Raw genomic sequence first — 16,889 nt, 5'->3', positions numbered from 1 at the left:
ATCACAGCGGTTTCAGGAGCGTCGAATGCGAAGTTTGGAGTCAGTTCGGTTTACTTGGTGATGTCCAGACGGAACATTGTGCCATCGATTGTGATGACAAACAGTTCGTCGCCAATGTGAAGTGGCCCGGCACTCAATACGGACCTTAAGTTGTGTTCTTTCGTTATTTCACCTGTTTCCGGGTTCATTTCACTCACGATTCCGTTCTGCTGTGCAACGATCAACTTCGGTCCGCTTTTGGCAATTCCGGTCACCGAAACAGATTTGAGTGGTGATGTGAACAGGTCTGAGAGATCGTCCGGCTTCATTGCATGAAATTGTTTACTTCCCGCTTCTGCGTAAACGACGTTGTCGACCAGTTGCGGAGTGGAAGTAATCGGTTGCGAAAATGTTCGTGAAGCGATCGGGTCAAGCCGAACTGTGTCGAACAGTGTTAATTTTTTCGATGCATCTGCGATTGCGATCATACTCTCAGTCGCAGCGACGTCGGTGAGGACGGCTGCGCCTAATTCCAGTTTCGCGACCTCTGCTAAATGGGGGCGTGGTGTCGGTTGGATTTTCAGTAGAATCGCAAGGCCCTTCTTTGTGACTGCCACTAATTGATCATCACCGACGGCGGCTAACGACTTCCATTCATGTTCTTCACCAGTCGGCAGCAGGTAATCCTGAACGGCTGATTGTCCGGAGAGTCGGACGACATGCAATCGTCCGTTCAGCGGCAAGACCACCCTGTCTCCCAGTGATGCCGGAGCAGCCTGGACAGGTTCGGGAATTCGTGGAGAACCTTCGATTTGCCCGGCAGCGTTGATGATCCAAAGCCTCGGCTCTGGGTTTCCACAGGCAACTGCGATGCGGTTCCCCGAAATTTTCGCACCGACTAAAGGGGTTTCCAGGTCTTGGTGCAGGGGGAGACGAACCGAAGCGTCTGTCACAAACTTCCCTCCGGAAAGTTGGCGACTTCCGATTTTGAACGCTTGCCCCGCTTCGTTGATGGCAGCGATGTTAATGGAATCTCCCGTACTCCCCGTGATTGCCAGAAGCTCTCCACCGAGGACAACCTGCCAGTCACTGGTCATGTCGTCCCGGTTCGTGCGGGTGAATGTCACTGCGTCGGTATAGGCGCGACGTCGAGCATTCAGCAGGTATCCGGAAACCATTTGTAACGGCTGCGTGGCGACACCCGGAGCGGCTGGGCTGCCGTCTGGTTGTAACGAATCGGTCGAGAGTTGCAGCCGATTCAGTGCGTCGGTTGCCATCCAGACTTGACCGTTGGGACCAGTCAAAAGGTTAATGCTGTCCCCCTTGCTCCCTTGTCCATCAAAGATTGGCCCTGTTGTCAGCGGTGGCTGACCTGGATCGTCTGAAACGGAAAATGCGTAAATCAACTCGCCTGTTGCGGGGACGAACAGGTTGCGTCCGCGGATCACAGGATCGTCAATCACGCGAGAGCCAATCACGGCAGAAGCGACTTCTGTGGCAGGTTCATCAGCTTTCGCCACGTTCATCAGCCGCAACCTTGCGGAGTTGGTTTTGTTTTCGATCATCAGGACGTACGGTCCCATCTCCAGGAGTGGAGAATCGACTGAAGCAGGTTGTTGTCCGAGATACGACACCTTCACGCATGCCAAGGGGCGTTTACTGATCGTGTAGCAAACTTCTTCATTCCCTGCGAGAAACAGATGTTGTTCGTCTTCCAGTTCAACACAACTTGAAATTGGTTGCGAGAAATTGAGCTGACCAGCGATCAGTCCGGTTGCTAAATCGACTGCCAGGAATCGTCCTGATTCGGTCGAAACATAAATCGTGTTGTCGACTAATAATGGGCGGCCAGTCACGAAATCGTTGAGCTGCTGCTTCCAGATGAGTTGACCAGTTGTTTGATTCAATCGGACCAGCTCAAGGTTGTTGGTGTCGAACAGAATAACGCTGGGGAGTTGTGACTCCTGGATCGGAAAGAAGGGTGTGTCGAATCCGATGACACGTCGCCAGATTGGTTCGCCAGTGACGAAGTCAACGCCATAGCAGCAATCTTTGGCGAGCACGATCACGGACTTCCCAACAGAGACTTCATCGGTGCGAGTTCGTCCATGGAACACCAGCGTTAACGGAACCGCTGTCGTTTCATCATCCTCGACAACGGCTTCGATGTCGTTTTTCGATTCGACAACTTTCTTTTGCTCAAGCGTCAAAGCTTTGTTGAAGAGCTCGACGACCTTTTTGTCTCTGGCGAAACCCCCTCGGTCATTGGGAGAGTTTTGTGGATAGCGAACCAGTAGGTCACGGCGGATTTTCAGTGCTTCCAACGGATGGGTTTTCGCTGGGTCTTCGTTTGCCAAAGCTTTCGACATGCGGTCTACGTGATCTTTGTAGACATCGTTTTTCAGGATCTCTGCTTCGGAGGCACGTAACGCGTTTTCAATTTGATCGAGAGTCTCCTTGGGAGGATTGTCCTTCGGGGCGTAGGTGTTCAGGATGGTTCGTGCTTCGCGTGAGATTTTTAATAAATCGGCATTGTGTTGTTTTCCCGCTGCCTGGGCAGCTTCGAGAGAGATCGTCCTGGCGTGTGTGACAATTTCTGGGTGTAGCGCCTCGAACTCGTCATCGCGATCTGAATTTTCTCGAATGAAGAGCCGAAGTTGCGTCAGGCCTTCTTCAAACTTAGGAGCAGCGACGTCGATCTCTTTTCGGACTCGTGCGAGTCCAGCAAGGGTTTTGGCTTTGACCGTCAAGTCGAGGCGAGGGTATGCGGCTGCGAATTTTTGAAACTCTTCAATCGCTGGTTGAAACTTGCTTTCTTCGTAGAGGGCGTTTGCCTGGTCGAATTGTTGTTGTGCGGTTTGTCGCGAAGCGATGAAGTAGAAGATCGCTCCTGTGAGCATCAGGGCTGCCGCACCACCAGTCAGTGCAAGGACTAACGGTGAGCGAAACGGGTCTTCTTCTCCGGGGCGTCGCTGCCGATTCCGCATTGCCTCGCGAAGTCGTGGAGAGAGTTGGTCATCCTCCCGAGAGATTTCCGCAGGCTTGGGGGCGCTGCTCGGTTCAGGGCTTTCGGGAGCAGCTTTCTCTTTCGCTGCAGCGGTCGTTGAAGGCTTGCTTGCTGGTTGCTTTGATTGGCCTTCTGCCTTCGGTTTTTGTTTCGGTTTTGATTTGGATTTAGGTTTCTTCTTCCTTGACGATTTCCCGCTCCCCTGGCTTTCGGCAGCGGCAAGAGCGGCTAACCCAGAAGCGATATCGACTCCTCCTGGCGAGACATCGTCGTCATCGTCAAGAATTTCTAGATCGTCTTCGATCAGGTCGTCTTCGTTAATTTCATCCACTTCAGGTGAGGCCTTTTGAGAAGGAGTTCTCGGAACAGGGATTTCTTCCGACAACGGCTTCAAACCGCGTTCTTCTTGATGTTCATCTTCGACGGCATTGTGTCCATCTTCTTTGTTGTCGCGATAACGGATATCCACCGAGCCGAAACGGAGTGTGTCTCCCGCTTTCAGCAAGGTTCGCTGGACCAGGTTTCCGTTGACTTCAATCGGTTCCGTCCCGGCAGCGACTGCTTCATAACCACCTTTTCCCCAACTGATACGACAGTGCATGATTTCGACACTGTCTTCATCGATGGTAATGTCAGTCGATGTATGGCTTCCGATCGTCAGGGGTTGCTGCTTGGACAGCTTCATCTGATCGACTTCACCCGAGATGTGAACTATTTCCAGAAACGCCATTCTTCAACCTGCTTCGACCATGGGACTGCTCGGTCTGTGTTTTGAGTCTCTTCAATTCTTACGACAGGGGCTTTTACAACATAGGGCTTTGGACAAAGGCACAAGGCTCGATGGGGCAAATTCGCTGTGGTTGTTCGACTTGTTATTTCTTTCGATAGAATCTGTTTCTACCGATCATTTTGTGGCTCGAAAGTTAGTCATCACTCTTCTTCACCGCACGTCGGATTCGTTGCATTTGCACTTCAATTCCGGCATCAGTGACAGCGACGACAAGGCCATGTTTCGCGTTCGGGTGTGCTTCGATGAGCATTTCTGTTTTCCCTTCGTTTCCAATTTTCGCTGCGAGAACATCGGTCAATTCTCCGATGCCCGAAACCGGGACGTCGTCCACCCGGATTGTGTTCTCTTCATCAAGCTCGACAACGACCGATTCTTCTTCAAGGTCTTCCATTGTGACCGATTGAGAAACCCCTTCTTCGTCTGGCTCTGGCGGAGTTGCAGGCTGCGATTTCTGCATGCTGAATGACGCGGTAATCATAAAGAAGATGAGTAGCAAAAACGTGACGTCTACCATGGGGGTCATGTCCAGGCCGGACTCTTCCAGATCGGCCGATCCTAAGTTGAAGTCGTCGTCTTCCTCTTCTTCACTTTCGATCCACGGGTTCCGTTTCTTGGACCATTCCGTCTGAATCTCTGACTCAGAAAGCTGAGCCTGTTCGTTGCGAACAAGCTCAAGTTCTAATTTGCCAGAAGCATCCGCATCTTCCGGTTCGTGACTTTCCGAGAGTTCTTTGGGAGCAGGAACCGTAATTCGTTGTACGCACTCTGGGCATGTCACCGCCTTGCCCGCTTTTTTGCGAGTGACGCTGAGCTTTTGCCCACAGTTAGAACAACGGAAAATGATTGGCATAGGTCTTGGTCGCTTCGGGTCGGTTTGACTCTACTTTTTGTCTATGATTCCGATGAAAAAGGTTAACTCGGTGTCATCCACTTCATTCGCGGCCCGCGCAACTTCTTCCACAAACCCGGAAGGAAGATCTTTATCTGCTTTGATGATGATGTATTTCTTCCCGTCAGCAACACCCGCTGAAACATATGCTGTCACCTCTTCCATGCCGACTGGACCGTTATCTTTCGTCCCGTCCGAGAGATAAACTTCCGGATCGCCGTCAGTCTTGAAAATTGTCAGGATGACGGCCTGTGAAGTGGGGACGCTCTCACCATGCTTGGCGCGGGGAATGTTGACGGTCGCTGACTGTTTCATGTTGGAAGTGACCATGAAAAAAATTAGCAACAGAAACGTCACGTCGATCATGGGCGTAATGTCCAGATCTTCGTCGTCTGTTTGAATTCGCTTCGATTTCCCAAATGTCGAGGCCACGTTGTCATCCTGCTCGGCTTCAGATTTACGCTGTCATCTCGCTTGGCTGTCGTCTTTGGTTGACTCAGCCTTCCGCCATCACTTTTTCTAAGTCGTGCAGAAATTCACTCAGGTCTTCCTGAACTGCGTCGGTCATCTTCCCTTTCTTGACCTGCACAGCCGCCCCCAGCATGGTCAGTGGGATGGCAATCATCAAACCGCAGGCAGTGGTGAGGAGTGCAAAGCTGATGTCGTCAGCCAGGTCTGCCGGGTTGACTCCCGATTCTCCGGAACCAGCAATTTTTCCAAACGCCAGAATCATCCCCGAAACGGTTCCGAGCAGCCCGAGCATGGGAGCCGTTTTGACAATCGTTCCAATCCACGAAAAGCGATATTCCAGATCGGCGAGGACATCGCGCTCGTACTTCTCTGCCAGCAAGATACGTAACTTTGAGAGCCCACGATCTCGGTGAGCCAAAGCGACCAATATCATCTGGGCAAGTGCTTTGCTCCAATATGGAGGGGAATCGCAAAGTTCGACGATCCCGTCGAAATCGCGGCGATAGAGCTTGTCTCGGACCTCGTCTAAAAACTCTCCCGATTGGGATGCACTTGAAAAACGTTTCTGTGAAATTTTTCGAAACAGGAGAACGGCACAGAAGACTCCGTACAGTGCTGCGAGTGCCATTGCAACATAAATCACTGGTCCTGCTACTACGAGAAGCTGGTTCATTTATTACGCCTTCTTGACCTTACGGCACGTTTTCGTTGAGTTTATCTCAAGTAGGTTTGTCTGGTGACCACAAATTGATAGCCCGAACCCTTCTTCGCAACAACGAAATAGGTCCGACGGATTTCGGACGCCTTCCGCTTCGCGTAGTCGTACTCCAGTTGCAGTAACATCTGCTCTGTTTTCTTCGGATAGAAGTGGAACAGGATGGCATCTGAAACGTCGACATTGATTTTCTTAAACAGTGTTTCGTCCGCAGCTTTGCGATTTCCTGCTTGCCACGTCATGTAGAGACGGGTTTCGCCTTTGCCGGAACTTTTCGTGGTTTTCTTCGGAGACCCAGCACTCATGTTGCTCATTAAGATGAGTTGACCGCTCGGAATCAGTGCGCCCATTTCGATCCCAAAATAGTCGAGCTGTTTTGCGTACTCGTCGACGGAAGCCTTGTCTGAGTAGCGAATGAACCAGCGTTCTTCGTTGGGGATCGAATTTCCAGGTCCGTTCCCGAGTCGCTTTCGACCTGTTCCGACGGCACTGCCGGGTGTTCCCGGCTGACTGATCGGGATGGCATTGACTTGCTGTGTCGCGACATCAGCCAGTTCGACGACATCTTCGACAAAATCTGTCAATTCTGCTTCTTCCAGAACTTCTTCTGTGGGAGACGGGTTTTCATTCGGGTCTTCGGGGGATTCAATCTGCAGCGTCTCATCAGGAGCGCCATCTTCCTCACCGCCCACTTCGACCATTTCCATAGGGACCAGGAACGTCGGTTTCTCTACTCGTGTTGATGCCCACCAGAGCAGAATCCCGATCACCACCAGTATCAACCCGAACACAAACGCAATCATCCCCGCACTGAGACGGTCGAAAGAGTTCACTTTCATGACCGGCTCAGGCACGTTCGACATTGCCGAAAGACTGGGCTTCGCCATCGGTGTGGATGTGAGCATAAATGACATGGCGTAAATAAAGTGTGACGAAGTTTCGTGGGATGGGAGGAATGGAGAGACCTACCCCCACCAACATCAGAATGATGTTAGGCAAAATGCTACGTGGTTACTATCAACAGTGTCAACTCGCTGCCGTACTTCTGATTGCTGAAGCAGCGTTTAAAATCTTGTCTCACTCAGAATATGGAGAAGCATTCGAGACTCCAGAACGTCGGGCAATACAAAGTATTCATCCGCATATTCACGCAACAACTGAGACTGCATTACTCCTGAAAGTTACTTGTCAGAAGAATACAGCTGAAGCAGATTTCGGAATCGGATCCAGCATCAGACTATGCGGATAGACACGTTTAGTAGAGATCGATTGTTGATGGAAAAGCAGTATCGCAAATGCTTCAGGCGAGCTGACCATGCATTCGGAATCACCGTAGGGCAACTACCTCCGCTGAGGTTTGAATGGTTCGTTTGCTTCCTTGGCAAGTTTATATCCCGTGTAGGTCAGCCAACTCAGGCAGCCTAAGAAGATCCAGATCGATGTCTTGTTCGAATGGCCGTGGAGTCGTGATGAATCTTCAACACCTGAAAGGTACTCCACTTCAACCGATTTTCCGGGATCGCCCCAGCTGACAGCCACGTCATCGCGTTCACTGTGGGATCGCCCGCTTTCGTCCATGAATGAATATTCGATTGCCAGCAGTTTCCGCTTGCGGCCCCGTCGACCACGTTCTTCGGTTTCAAAGACTCGTTGCACCGTTGCGGTCGCTGTTTTTCCAAAGATGATGTACTTCACTTCCTTGAAGGCGAAGTAGGTCGAGATGAGAAACAGGACAGTGGCGAACAGAATCCGTTTAAAACTCTTGAGCTCTTCTTCGTCATCCATCGTTGCTATCACCCGTTGTTGCTGGAGGATTCGTTACGACCGGTTTCACCGTGATGTGTCAGCCCGTTTGGGAACCCTCTGTTCGCTACAACAGTAACGGTCCTGCTGATCCTGAAACTCTGTTGTGAAAAATACACAACCTCGGTGAGTTTTCTCAACTCGGTCCATTCTGGGGTGTAGGTTTGAGATATTGTCACAGAATTTGGCATTCGTGCTTTTCGCCTCTGGTGAATCACTCGATGAATGCGGCTCCCAGAGAATGATGGAGTGACGAGCGACACGCCTCGCAATGTCAGCAATTCGCACCGGCATGGGCGGGGTGATGAAGAGAGAGTTGTCCCAGCACGCTGAGAGGACTCACAAAGAGAACGGCAGAACGGACCTGTCCACAAAGGCCCCTCACGGGAGGTGAGCGCAGAAGAGATCTCCTGCGACACTGAACGAACATGATTGATTACCAACGTCTGAAAAATGATTTGCTGGCGCTGGGCTTATTCGCTGCGACACTGTTCGTGGCACTCGCCTTGTTCAGCTACGATTCGGCGGACCCCCCGTCGACGTCGGTTTACCCTGCGCGGACATACGTCACCAACTTGTGCGGACCGACCGGGGCTGTCATTGCCCATCTCTTAGTGAACGCATTCGGCCTCGGGGCATGGTTTCTTCTGGTGAGTCTGTTCTGCATTGATATGGGATTGTTCTCCCGTAAACAGCTCGCGGATCCAGTCGTTCGCATCATCGGAGCATTGACGATGTTGATCTCGTTGTGCCTGTTGCTGCATCTCACAGTTCCGAATCTCCCCAATTCTCCCTTGATCGGAAGCGGAGGCTACCTGGGCGCGTGGGGGCGGGTTTTGTTGATGGAGAATTTTTCCATCGTTGGCTCCATTGTGATTATCGCTACGCTCTTCTGTGTCGGAATGATCCTGGCAACGGAAACGCTATTCTTTCGGATTGTCTACCGGGTTCTCTTTGCTCCGCTCTTTTGGTGTGTGCGTGCGATCTACATTAAAAAACAGCGACCTCCTGTCAGTGATATCGCCGTTGAAAAAACAGCCGCTCGCAAACTTAAGCCCGAGTTGGAAGTTGAGTCAGAGGCAGAACCTGAAGGTGAACCGGAACCAGCGGGGATCGTTGAGGTCGTTGAAGAATCCCGCGTCCCGACTGAGTTCAAAGTGAATGCTCCTCTCACTGCCAAAGGTGCGGGGCAAGGGTTGATGGGCAGCTTGTTCAAACCGAAAGTGCGTGAACGTTTGGAGCAAGTCGACTTGCCCTCTCTCGATATTCTCGAAGAAGCCGAAGAGTTTCCGTTTGAGTTGCTGGCGAAGAAAGCACAGGAAGCGGCTGTCGTTCTTGAGCGAACGTTTGAAGAGTTTGGGTTGAATGTTAAAGTCGCAGAGATTGACACCGGTCCGGTTGTTACTCAGTTTGAGCTGACACTTGAGCCGGGATTAAGAATTTCGAAAGTCGTCAACCTGGCTGACGACTTGGCGGTCGCATTGCGCGTCCCTGCGGTGCGCGTTGTCTCTCCGATCCCTGGAAAGAACACTGTCGGTGTGGAAGTCCCGAATGAGAAACAAGTAACTGTGCGGTTGAAAGAACTCGCTGAAACAATGTCTGCAGAAGCAGATAAAATGGCGGTTCCGATCTTCCTCGGGAAAGACGTCAGCGGTCGTCCGTTGGTTGTCGACATGACCAAGATGCCGCACTTGTTGATTGCTGGTCGAACGGGAACTGGAAAATCTGTTTGTCTGAATACGCTCATTACCTCAATCCTCATGACGCGAACACCGGACGAAGTGCGGATGTTGATGATCGATCCGAAGATGGTCGAACTCAGCCCTTACACTCGGATTCCACACTTGATGAATCCTGTGATCACCGACATGAAGAAAGCGGAAGCGGTCCTTGCGTGGGCTGTCGACAAGATGGAGGAACGCTACGACTTACTGGCTAAAGTCGGGGTACGACATCTCGACAGCTACAATAAACTTGGTCGTGAAAAAGTCCTCGACCGAATGGGGATCGCTGAAGGGGACGAAGAAGCAGACGATGTCCCGGACCGCATGCCGTACATCGTGATTGTCGCTGATGAAATGGCAGACTTGATGATGACGAATGGCAAGGAAGTCGAATCGCACATTATTCGTCTTGCCCAGAAATCACGAGCAGTCGGAATCCATCTCGTCTTGGCAACTCAGAAGCCAACGGTCGATGTCATTACCGGTTTGATCAAATCCAACCTGCCAGCAAGAATTTCCTTCCAGGTTGCTTCGCGAACTGATAGCCGCGTGGTTCTCGACGAAATGGGAGCCGAGAGACTGCTCGGAAACGGAGATATGCTCTATCTCGCTCCGGGAACCAGTAGTGTGACTCGTGCACAAGGAACGTACGTCAGCGACGAAGAAGTGAATTCGGTTATCGAATTCTACAGCGATTACGAACCTCGTTACTCGCCTGAAATCGAACAAGCCACTAAGGCTGCGATGACGGCCGGGCCGGGTGGAGGAGGCGTTTCAACTGAACGCGATGCGATGTATCAGCAGGCTGTTTCAGTTGTTTTAAGTGAAGGTCGCGGAAGTGTTTCGTTACTGCAGCGTGCACTGGGAGTTGGCTACGGCCGAGCTGCGAGAATGGTTGATCACATGGCAGAAGATGGCATCGTGGGTGACTATAACGGCTCAAAATGCCGTGAGGTGATTTGCAGTTTCGAGGAATGGGAAGCACGCCAGGAATCCATGGAAATGGCGATGTAGCCGTTTTGGCACACACGTTCCTTCTGTTGTAGATACAATCTCTGGCACCTGAAATCGTCGATTTCGAGCCTTCAAAACGATCTTGCGACACATCGACGCTTTCGAGTATGACCCGCCCTGCCCGAGAGGACTCGAACGTGTCGCGAGCTATTCGTCTGAACATACTGCTCACACTCATGGCATTTCTGATGTCACAGTTGCTTGGGAATGCGCTGTTCGCGGGTGACTTGGGCAACGTTCGGGAGTCAGCCAAAGGGAGCAACTCGAAGAAGGCAGCTGCTACTGATGACGACGATCGCCCGAAGAAGAAACGGAAGCGTCGCCATCATAATGATTACTGCGACGATAATGATGATGCCTTTGCCTCCTTCTCGGGGATGGTCCTTTTCTACGCCGTCGCTTCTCCGTGGATTGTCCCTCCTGCAATGCTTGGCGATGACTATGCCGACGTCGTTCAGTTTTCAGATTTCCCATACGACAATGGTCACAACGGATTTCTGGAACTTGTGGCCTTCGACGAGACTGCTCAGAACGCGAACTCATTTCGTTTGACGGGTGAGTATGGGACCGATTTCTCCGGTCTGGAGCGCTTCGGCGGGCGATTACAGCTGGACAATATCTCTCGATGGGGCCTGGACACCGAGTGGAATTATTGGCAAGAAGATGTGACCGGCAGTCGTCACGATACGTTGTGGACCGGCGATGCGAATCTGGTCTATCGCTTCGCTCAGAATGAACATGCTCAGTTTTACACAGGGCTTGGGCTCAACTGGCTGAGCGGCGGGCAAACGGATGTCGGATTCAACTTTACGTATGGCTTCGACTGGTTTCCGACAGAGCCGTTTGTCATTCGTAGCGTTCTCGATGCAGGAACGATCGGCGATGCCGATATGTATCATAGCAAGACGACACTTGGCCTCGTCTATGAGCATGTCGAGCTCTTCACTGGCTACGACATCTTGCACATCGGTGACACGAACCTGCAGGGGATCATTGGCGGCGTCACATTCTGGTGGTGAACAAACGGTATCATTTTCGCAAGAAACGCCCACTTTTCAGGTGTGAAGAGAGCGAAAACAGGGCTGATTTCCCCGGAACCTGTCCGTAAACCTCTGGAATCGCCCCCTTTCTCAACGTTTTGAGAGAGCACTTTCAAGTTTCAGGATCAGATCTGAAAATGAGGTTCGACCTGCTGTAGAGAAATGCAAGCCCTCAGGCGATTCACTGCCTCCAATCCGTTGGGAAATGGTTTCGGACTTGTTAGACTCCGCGAATCAAGACTGCTATCAATCGTTTGGTGGAGGTCAAGTTTTTATTGCATCGAGAGGAGCACATTAACAATGTCATTCCAAGTTGGTGAAGCCCTGGTGGGCGAAGGTAATGAAGTTTCGCACATCGATCTGATCATCGGTGACAAAAGTGGTCCTGCTGGAATCGCATTTGCCAATGCACTTTCAACACAGTCACAAGGCCATAGCAACTTGCTGGCTGTGCTCGAGCCAAATCTGGCTGTGAAACCAGCAACAGTGATGGTCACCAAGGTGACAATCAAAGGTGCAAAGCAAGCAGTTCAAATGTTCGGCCCTGCTCAACGTGCAGTTGCCGATGCAGTCGCAGAAAGCGTCGCTGAAGGGACGATTCCTAAAGACCAGGCTGAAAAGTTGTGCATCATTTGTGGTGTCTTCATTCACTGGGAAGCAGACGACGATCAGAAGATTTATCAGTACAATTACGAAGCGACGAAGCTCTCCATCGAAAGAGCGATGAAGAACGAGCCAAGTGCCGATGAGATGGTCGCCAAGAAGGACACTTCAGCTCACCCATTCTTTGCAAAGAGCTAATCTTCTCCATTACAAAGATCACTCACTCCCGGGATTTTCTGGTTCGGGAGACGATATTTCGCACCCCCGATTTCTGATCGGGGGTGTTTTCGTTAGGATACTTTAGAGCCAGTCCGAAAACTTGCGGAATGGTATTCTTCTCAGTCTTTGAGAGAGTCAACTCAGGTTTCAGGCTCAGTTCAAATCATTACGACCAATTCTTTTCGGATCACTCTCAGATGAAAAAGATTCTCATTCAGTTCGACACTGACTCTCTTCCATCCTCGTTCGATCGGGTTGTGGCCATCGACAGCGGTGTGGATGAACTCTTCAGCTATGGAGGAGTGACTCCTGAAAACATCGAACCGCTCATTCATGGCGCGATTTTTACTCGCAGCGCCGAAGAGCTCAGCAATACAGCCATCTTTATCAGTGGCAGTAATGTTGAAGCAGGAGAACGCCTCCTCTCGAAAATTCAGGACACCTTCTTCGGCCCGATGCGGGTCTCCGTAATGATTGATTCGAACGGTTCCAATACGACAGCCGCCGCCGCAGTTCGGTGTGCGTCGAAGCATCTCGATTTCAATACGACTGAAGCGCTCATCCTCGGTGGAACCGGTCCAGTCGGTCATCGCTGTGGGCAAATCCTTGCAGCTCAGGGAGCAACAGTTCGCATCGCCTCCCGCAGCGAAGAACGTGCTCAAGTCACCTGTGCAGAGATTCGCCACGTGGTCCCCGAAGCCAAAGTGGTCCCTTGCGAATTCTCCGATGAGGGAGTCGCAGCCGCTGTCGACGGCATCAATCTTATCATTGCTGCCGGTGCTGCTGGCGTTCAGTTCCTCACAGGTGAGGAAGTCGAAGGGATCGAAACGTTGAAAGTCGCTATCGATGTCAACGCTGTCCCACCTGTTGGCCTGGAAGGCATCAGTCCCACAGATGATGCAGCAGAGGTCAACGGTGCGACCAGCTACGGTGCCTTCGGTGTTGGCGGCTTGAAAATGAAAACTCACCGTGCCGCAATCGAAAAACTCTTCACCACAAACGATCAAATCCTCAATGCAGCAGAGATTTACAACATCGCCGGAAGCGTTTAAAGCATTTTCGGCGCTTCTTCTTTCTCATAAAGATCGCTTTGACGATTGCGATTGAATAGGTGATCACGTGTCGCCGTGGAACTCATTGCAGACTTTCCACCGGGGATTTCGAAGACTGCTCTATAAGAGAGTTTGGGGCAACACGATAAAAAGATGCCGGGTTTTATTCTTCAGGAGTGGGGAACGAAGGCACTCTCACTCGATTTCCTGACTGAAGATGAGGCGGAAGCGCTCGAGTTGGGAAGTCTTGATCAATAGCGAGATTGAGCATTTTTTGATCATCTGTTGACGACAAAAAAGCCTCCGGTCAATAACCGGAGGCTTTTGTATCTTTTGGAACTACGGGTGTTTCGGTTTTATAGCTCGTCGCTGGCGCAAACCCATTCGTCGAGGGAAGATTTGTAGCTGAGGACTTCTTCGGCCTGGAAGTAGATACCGATTTCTCGAAGAGCAGCTTCGGGGCCATCACTACCGTGGATCAGGTTGACCTGTCGGGAGAGTCCGAAGTCTCCGCGGATTGTCCCGGGAGCAGATTCGCGGCCGTTGGTTTTTCCCATCATTCCACGGACGACGCTGACTGCTTCTGGACCTTCCACGACGATCGCGACGACTGGGCCTGAGGTGATGAACTCTTCGAGCATCGGGTAGAACGGTTTTTCAACGTGTTCTTCGTAGTGTTGTGCTGCGAGCTCTTTGGTCACTTGCAACATTTTCATTGCAATGAGTTTGAGTCCTTTGTTTTCGAGGCGAGTGATGATCTCACCACAAAGGCGACGCTGCACGGCGTCAGGCTTCAGCAGGATCAGTGATTTTTCGAGTGCCATCGTAAGGGTCCGAAGTGTCTGTGTGTGATTTGAAAATTAGAGCAGTTTGCTCTTTCGTCTACCCGTGTAGAACGCGTTTGCCAGTAAAAATGCTGTTCGCCACCAGGGAGAACGCGAAACCAATTCGAAAAATGCAATTCAATCTGTTTGTTCTGACTGATCGCTCACTGAACTTGAAAACGCCGGCAAGCTGGGAGCGAAAGCAGGACTGGAGGAAGTGTTGCAGTTCGCTGGGAGTTCTGCCACGACTCCAGTTTTTGAGAGTGAGTTAATTCGCCATCATCTTGCGGAACTCACCGAATAAGTAGTGGCTGTCATGAGGCCCCGCTGACGCCTCAGGATGGTATTGAATTCCGAACGCTCCATAGCCTTCGTGGCGGATACCTTCGACAGTTTGGTCGTTCAGGTTAATGTGAGTGACCTCAGTCCCTTCTGCCAGCGTTTCGCCAGAGAGAGCAAATCCGTGGTTCTGCGATGTGATTTCAACTCGACCAGTCTCTTTGTTGAGAACTGGTTGGTTGGCTCCCCGGTGTCCAAATTTTAATTTGAAGATCTCGCCACCCAAAGCCAATCCGAGAAGTTGGTGTCCCAGGCAAATCCCGAAGATCGGTTTTTTGCCGAGCAGGTCACGAATCGTTCCGACGGCGTAGTCGAGCGGACGCGGATCACCGGGGCCATTGGAGAGAAAGACACCGTCAGGATTGTGTGAGAGGACTTCTTCAGCGGTCGCTGTCCCAGGGACGACTGTCACCTGACATCCCATCTGTTTCAGGTGCCGCGGAATGTTCCATTTCATGCCGTAGTCGATGGCGACGACATGAAAGTCCTTGTCGCCTTCGTTGGATTGATGACTCGAAGGAGTCACTTGGTCCAGCAACATTTCGTGTAGCCCGGTTGGCCAATCGGCAGCCGATTCTGGCATCACGTCTTTGATGAGATCTTGGCCGACAATGTCCGGGCTTTGCTGGGCCTTGGCAACAAGTGAGGCGTCATCAAGATCGACTGTGGAGAGAACACCAGTCATTGCCCCTTCAGTGCGAATCCTCCGCACCAGTGCTCGAGTGTCGATTCCTTCGATTCCAATCACATTGTTCGCACGCAAGTAGTCATCTAGTGATTGAGTTGATCGGAAGTTGCTGGGCTCACGGCAGAGTTCTTTGCAGACGAATCCACGAAGTGAGAGTCGGCCACTTTCAATATCGTCAGCATTGATGCCGTAGTTCCCGATGAGCGGGTAGGTCATTGTGACAATCTGTCCATTGTAGGACGGATCAGTCAGGATTTCCTGATACCCCGTTAAGCTCGTGTTGAAAACGACTTCACCGAAGTATTCTCCTTCGGCACCAAAGCGAGTCCCTGTAAAGACGGTTCCATCCGATAGAGCAAGTTTGGCTGTCTGGTTGTTTGAAATCGGGTTGTTCGCAGGCTGGTTCATAGTACAGGTACTGTTGGAGTCCGTGATATGACGTTTTTACCAGACTCAGGAGATGGGGAAAAGGATGTGTCACCTTGAATCGTGGCGTAATTCCCAAAACTTCATGTTCGTTGAGCGTTTACCGAGTTATTTCCGTTGTTGTCGGGTCGTATCGATGGCTATTGTTGCGATGTCGGTTGTCGTCTGGAATTTCGGGAGAACAAAAAATGGATCACTTTGAGAGCATTGTTTGTACGCTTCTGGAATCGGAAAATTACTGGGTTCGACAATCGTTTAAGGTCGAAATCTCCAAGGAAGAGAAACGCAAAATTGGAAAACATTCGATTCCTCGCCCAGAGATCGACTTGCTTGGGTTCAACTTCTCGGAAAACCGGGTCCTGGCCCTCGATGTCAAATCGTTTTTCGATTCTTACGGCGTTCGGCTGAGTGCTCTTCAGGAGGAGTTTGCCATTCCCCAAGGAAAATACAAGCTATTCACCTGTTCAAATTACAGGAAGATCGTTTTTGGCAAACTCAAGCAGCAACTCATCGAATCGGGAATGGCAAATACCGAAACGCGAATTCAGCTTGGTCTGGCGGCTGGGAATGTCTACCGCAACCAGGAAGAAGAAATTCGAGAGTATTTGGATGCGAAAGGCTTCGTCTTTTGGTCGCCCAGAGAGATCAAAAGGATGGTCGAAAAGCTCGCGAGTCAGGGCTATGAGAATAATGCAGCTGTGATGACTGCGAAGATTTTGATGCGTTCCTGAGCCACTCTGTACTCGGTGATTCTTGATTGAAGGGACCTGACCTCTCTCCCCGATTCGGTTTTGGAGACGACTTTTTATTGTTGCTTGGCTCACCCTGTTTGCGATCACGATTTCGTTCGACCCTGCCTGTTCCCCGATGACCGAGGCTGGGGCACTTTCATCCCAAATGAGTCGCGATGAAATCGAATAATTCTCGCGTCTTGTTCTTTATTTGCATGTAAGTCGCTGAAACAAAGAGGCTTACGCAATTCGAGGAGGGAGGGGGTGATGCTGCTCGGTTAGATTTGCCTAATTCGACTGATACGATTAGAATCTTCCGCGGTAGCAGAACCAATCGTTGAGATTCCTTGTCTTAATTGATGGTGCGACTAGGGCATCTTTCGAAGGGGTGTTCAGGTTCTGCCTCGTGGCGAACAGCATTTTTACTAGAGAAATACGTTCTTCACGGGCACACGGTAGAGCAACTGCTCTAGCATGACACCTACAGCAGCCGAAGTGGCGGAATTGGCAGACGCGCTGGATTCAAAATCCAGTGTCCCAACAGACGTGTGGGTTCGAGTCCCACCTTCGGCATT

Annotated in this window: 13 protein-coding genes and 1 tRNA gene; 6 read left to right on the top strand and 8 right to left on the bottom strand. The window is 51.1% G+C overall.

What is annotated here, in order from left to right:
* Positions 1-50 precede the first annotated feature (50 nt).
* From Mal48_RS20295 to Mal48_RS20270, 6 genes are all read right to left on the bottom strand, one after another.
* Positions 51-3,716: an outer membrane protein assembly factor BamB family protein gene (locus Mal48_RS20295; protein WP_145204056.1), complete on the bottom strand. Its 3,666-nt coding sequence runs from the start codon at positions 3,714-3,716 to the stop codon at positions 51-53.
* A 193-nt stretch (positions 3,717-3,909) separates the two neighbouring features.
* Complete coding sequence (locus Mal48_RS20290; protein ID WP_145204053.1) at positions 3,910-4,626, bottom strand: biopolymer transporter ExbD; 717 nt, start codon at positions 4,624-4,626, stop codon at positions 3,910-3,912.
* A gap of 30 nt (positions 4,627-4,656) precedes the next feature.
* On the bottom strand, positions 4,657-5,097 hold the full coding sequence (locus Mal48_RS20285; protein WP_145204049.1) for an ExbD/TolR family protein: 441 nt from the start codon (positions 5,095-5,097) through the stop codon (positions 4,657-4,659).
* Positions 5,098-5,161: 64 nt separating this feature from the next.
* A complete protein-coding gene (locus Mal48_RS20280) occupies positions 5,162-5,809 on the bottom strand; it encodes a MotA/TolQ/ExbB proton channel family protein (RefSeq protein ID WP_145204046.1) in 648 nt (215 codons plus the stop codon).
* A 41-nt stretch (positions 5,810-5,850) separates the two neighbouring features.
* Complete coding sequence (locus Mal48_RS20275) at positions 5,851-6,756, bottom strand: hypothetical protein (protein ID WP_231739742.1); 906 nt, start codon at positions 6,754-6,756, stop codon at positions 5,851-5,853.
* A 436-nt stretch (positions 6,757-7,192) separates the two neighbouring features.
* Positions 7,193-7,636, bottom strand: coding sequence for a hypothetical protein (locus Mal48_RS20270; protein WP_145204040.1), 444 nt, complete (start codon positions 7,634-7,636; stop codon positions 7,193-7,195).
* 446 nt (positions 7,637-8,082) lie between these two features.
* Between Mal48_RS20270 and Mal48_RS20265 the strand changes: the two genes are divergently transcribed.
* The 4 genes from Mal48_RS20265 (at position 8,083) to Mal48_RS20250 (ending at position 13,306) form a co-directional block, all read left to right on the top strand.
* Complete coding sequence (locus Mal48_RS20265) at positions 8,083-10,392, top strand: DNA translocase FtsK (protein WP_145204037.1); 2,310 nt, start codon at positions 8,083-8,085, stop codon at positions 10,390-10,392.
* 137 nt (positions 10,393-10,529) lie between these two features.
* On the top strand, positions 10,530-11,411 hold the full coding sequence (locus tag Mal48_RS20260) for a hypothetical protein (RefSeq protein ID WP_145204034.1): 882 nt from the start codon (positions 10,530-10,532) through the stop codon (positions 11,409-11,411).
* Between the two features lie 321 nt (positions 11,412-11,732).
* Positions 11,733-12,233: a formaldehyde-activating enzyme gene (gene fae, locus Mal48_RS20255; protein ID WP_145204031.1), complete on the top strand. Its 501-nt coding sequence runs from the start codon at positions 11,733-11,735 to the stop codon at positions 12,231-12,233.
* Positions 12,234-12,451: 218 nt separating this feature from the next.
* Entirely contained in the window at positions 12,452-13,306 is an 855-nt protein-coding gene (locus tag Mal48_RS20250; protein ID WP_145204028.1) for an NADP-dependent methylenetetrahydromethanopterin/methylenetetrahydrofolate dehydrogenase, read from the top strand.
* A gap of 356 nt (positions 13,307-13,662) precedes the next feature.
* Here Mal48_RS20250 and ndk read toward each other — a convergent pair whose 3' ends face one another.
* Positions 13,663-14,130, bottom strand: coding sequence for a nucleoside-diphosphate kinase (ndk, locus tag Mal48_RS20245; protein WP_145204026.1), 468 nt, complete (start codon positions 14,128-14,130; stop codon positions 13,663-13,665).
* 268 nt (positions 14,131-14,398) lie between these two features.
* Entirely contained in the window at positions 14,399-15,565 is a 1,167-nt protein-coding gene (carA, locus tag Mal48_RS20240; RefSeq protein WP_145204023.1) for a glutamine-hydrolyzing carbamoyl-phosphate synthase small subunit, read from the bottom strand.
* Positions 15,566-15,771: 206 nt separating this feature from the next.
* On the opposite strand from carA, the gene Mal48_RS20235 reads away from it, so the two are divergent.
* The gene (locus Mal48_RS20235) at positions 15,772-16,314 is read left to right on the top strand and encodes a hypothetical protein (RefSeq protein ID WP_145204020.1); all 543 of its coding nucleotides are present in this window, start codon (positions 15,772-15,774) and stop codon (positions 16,312-16,314) included.
* Positions 16,315-16,803: 489 nt separating this feature from the next.
* Positions 16,804-16,887, top strand: a tRNA-Leu gene (locus tag Mal48_RS20230).
* Positions 16,888-16,889: the final 2 nt, after the last annotated feature.

The sequence above is a fragment of the Thalassoglobus polymorphus genome, assembly GCF_007744255.1.
GTDB classification, from domain to species: domain Bacteria; phylum Planctomycetota; class Planctomycetia; order Planctomycetales; family Planctomycetaceae; genus Thalassoglobus; species Thalassoglobus polymorphus.
This window is presented reverse-complemented; position numbering and strand designations above follow the sequence as displayed.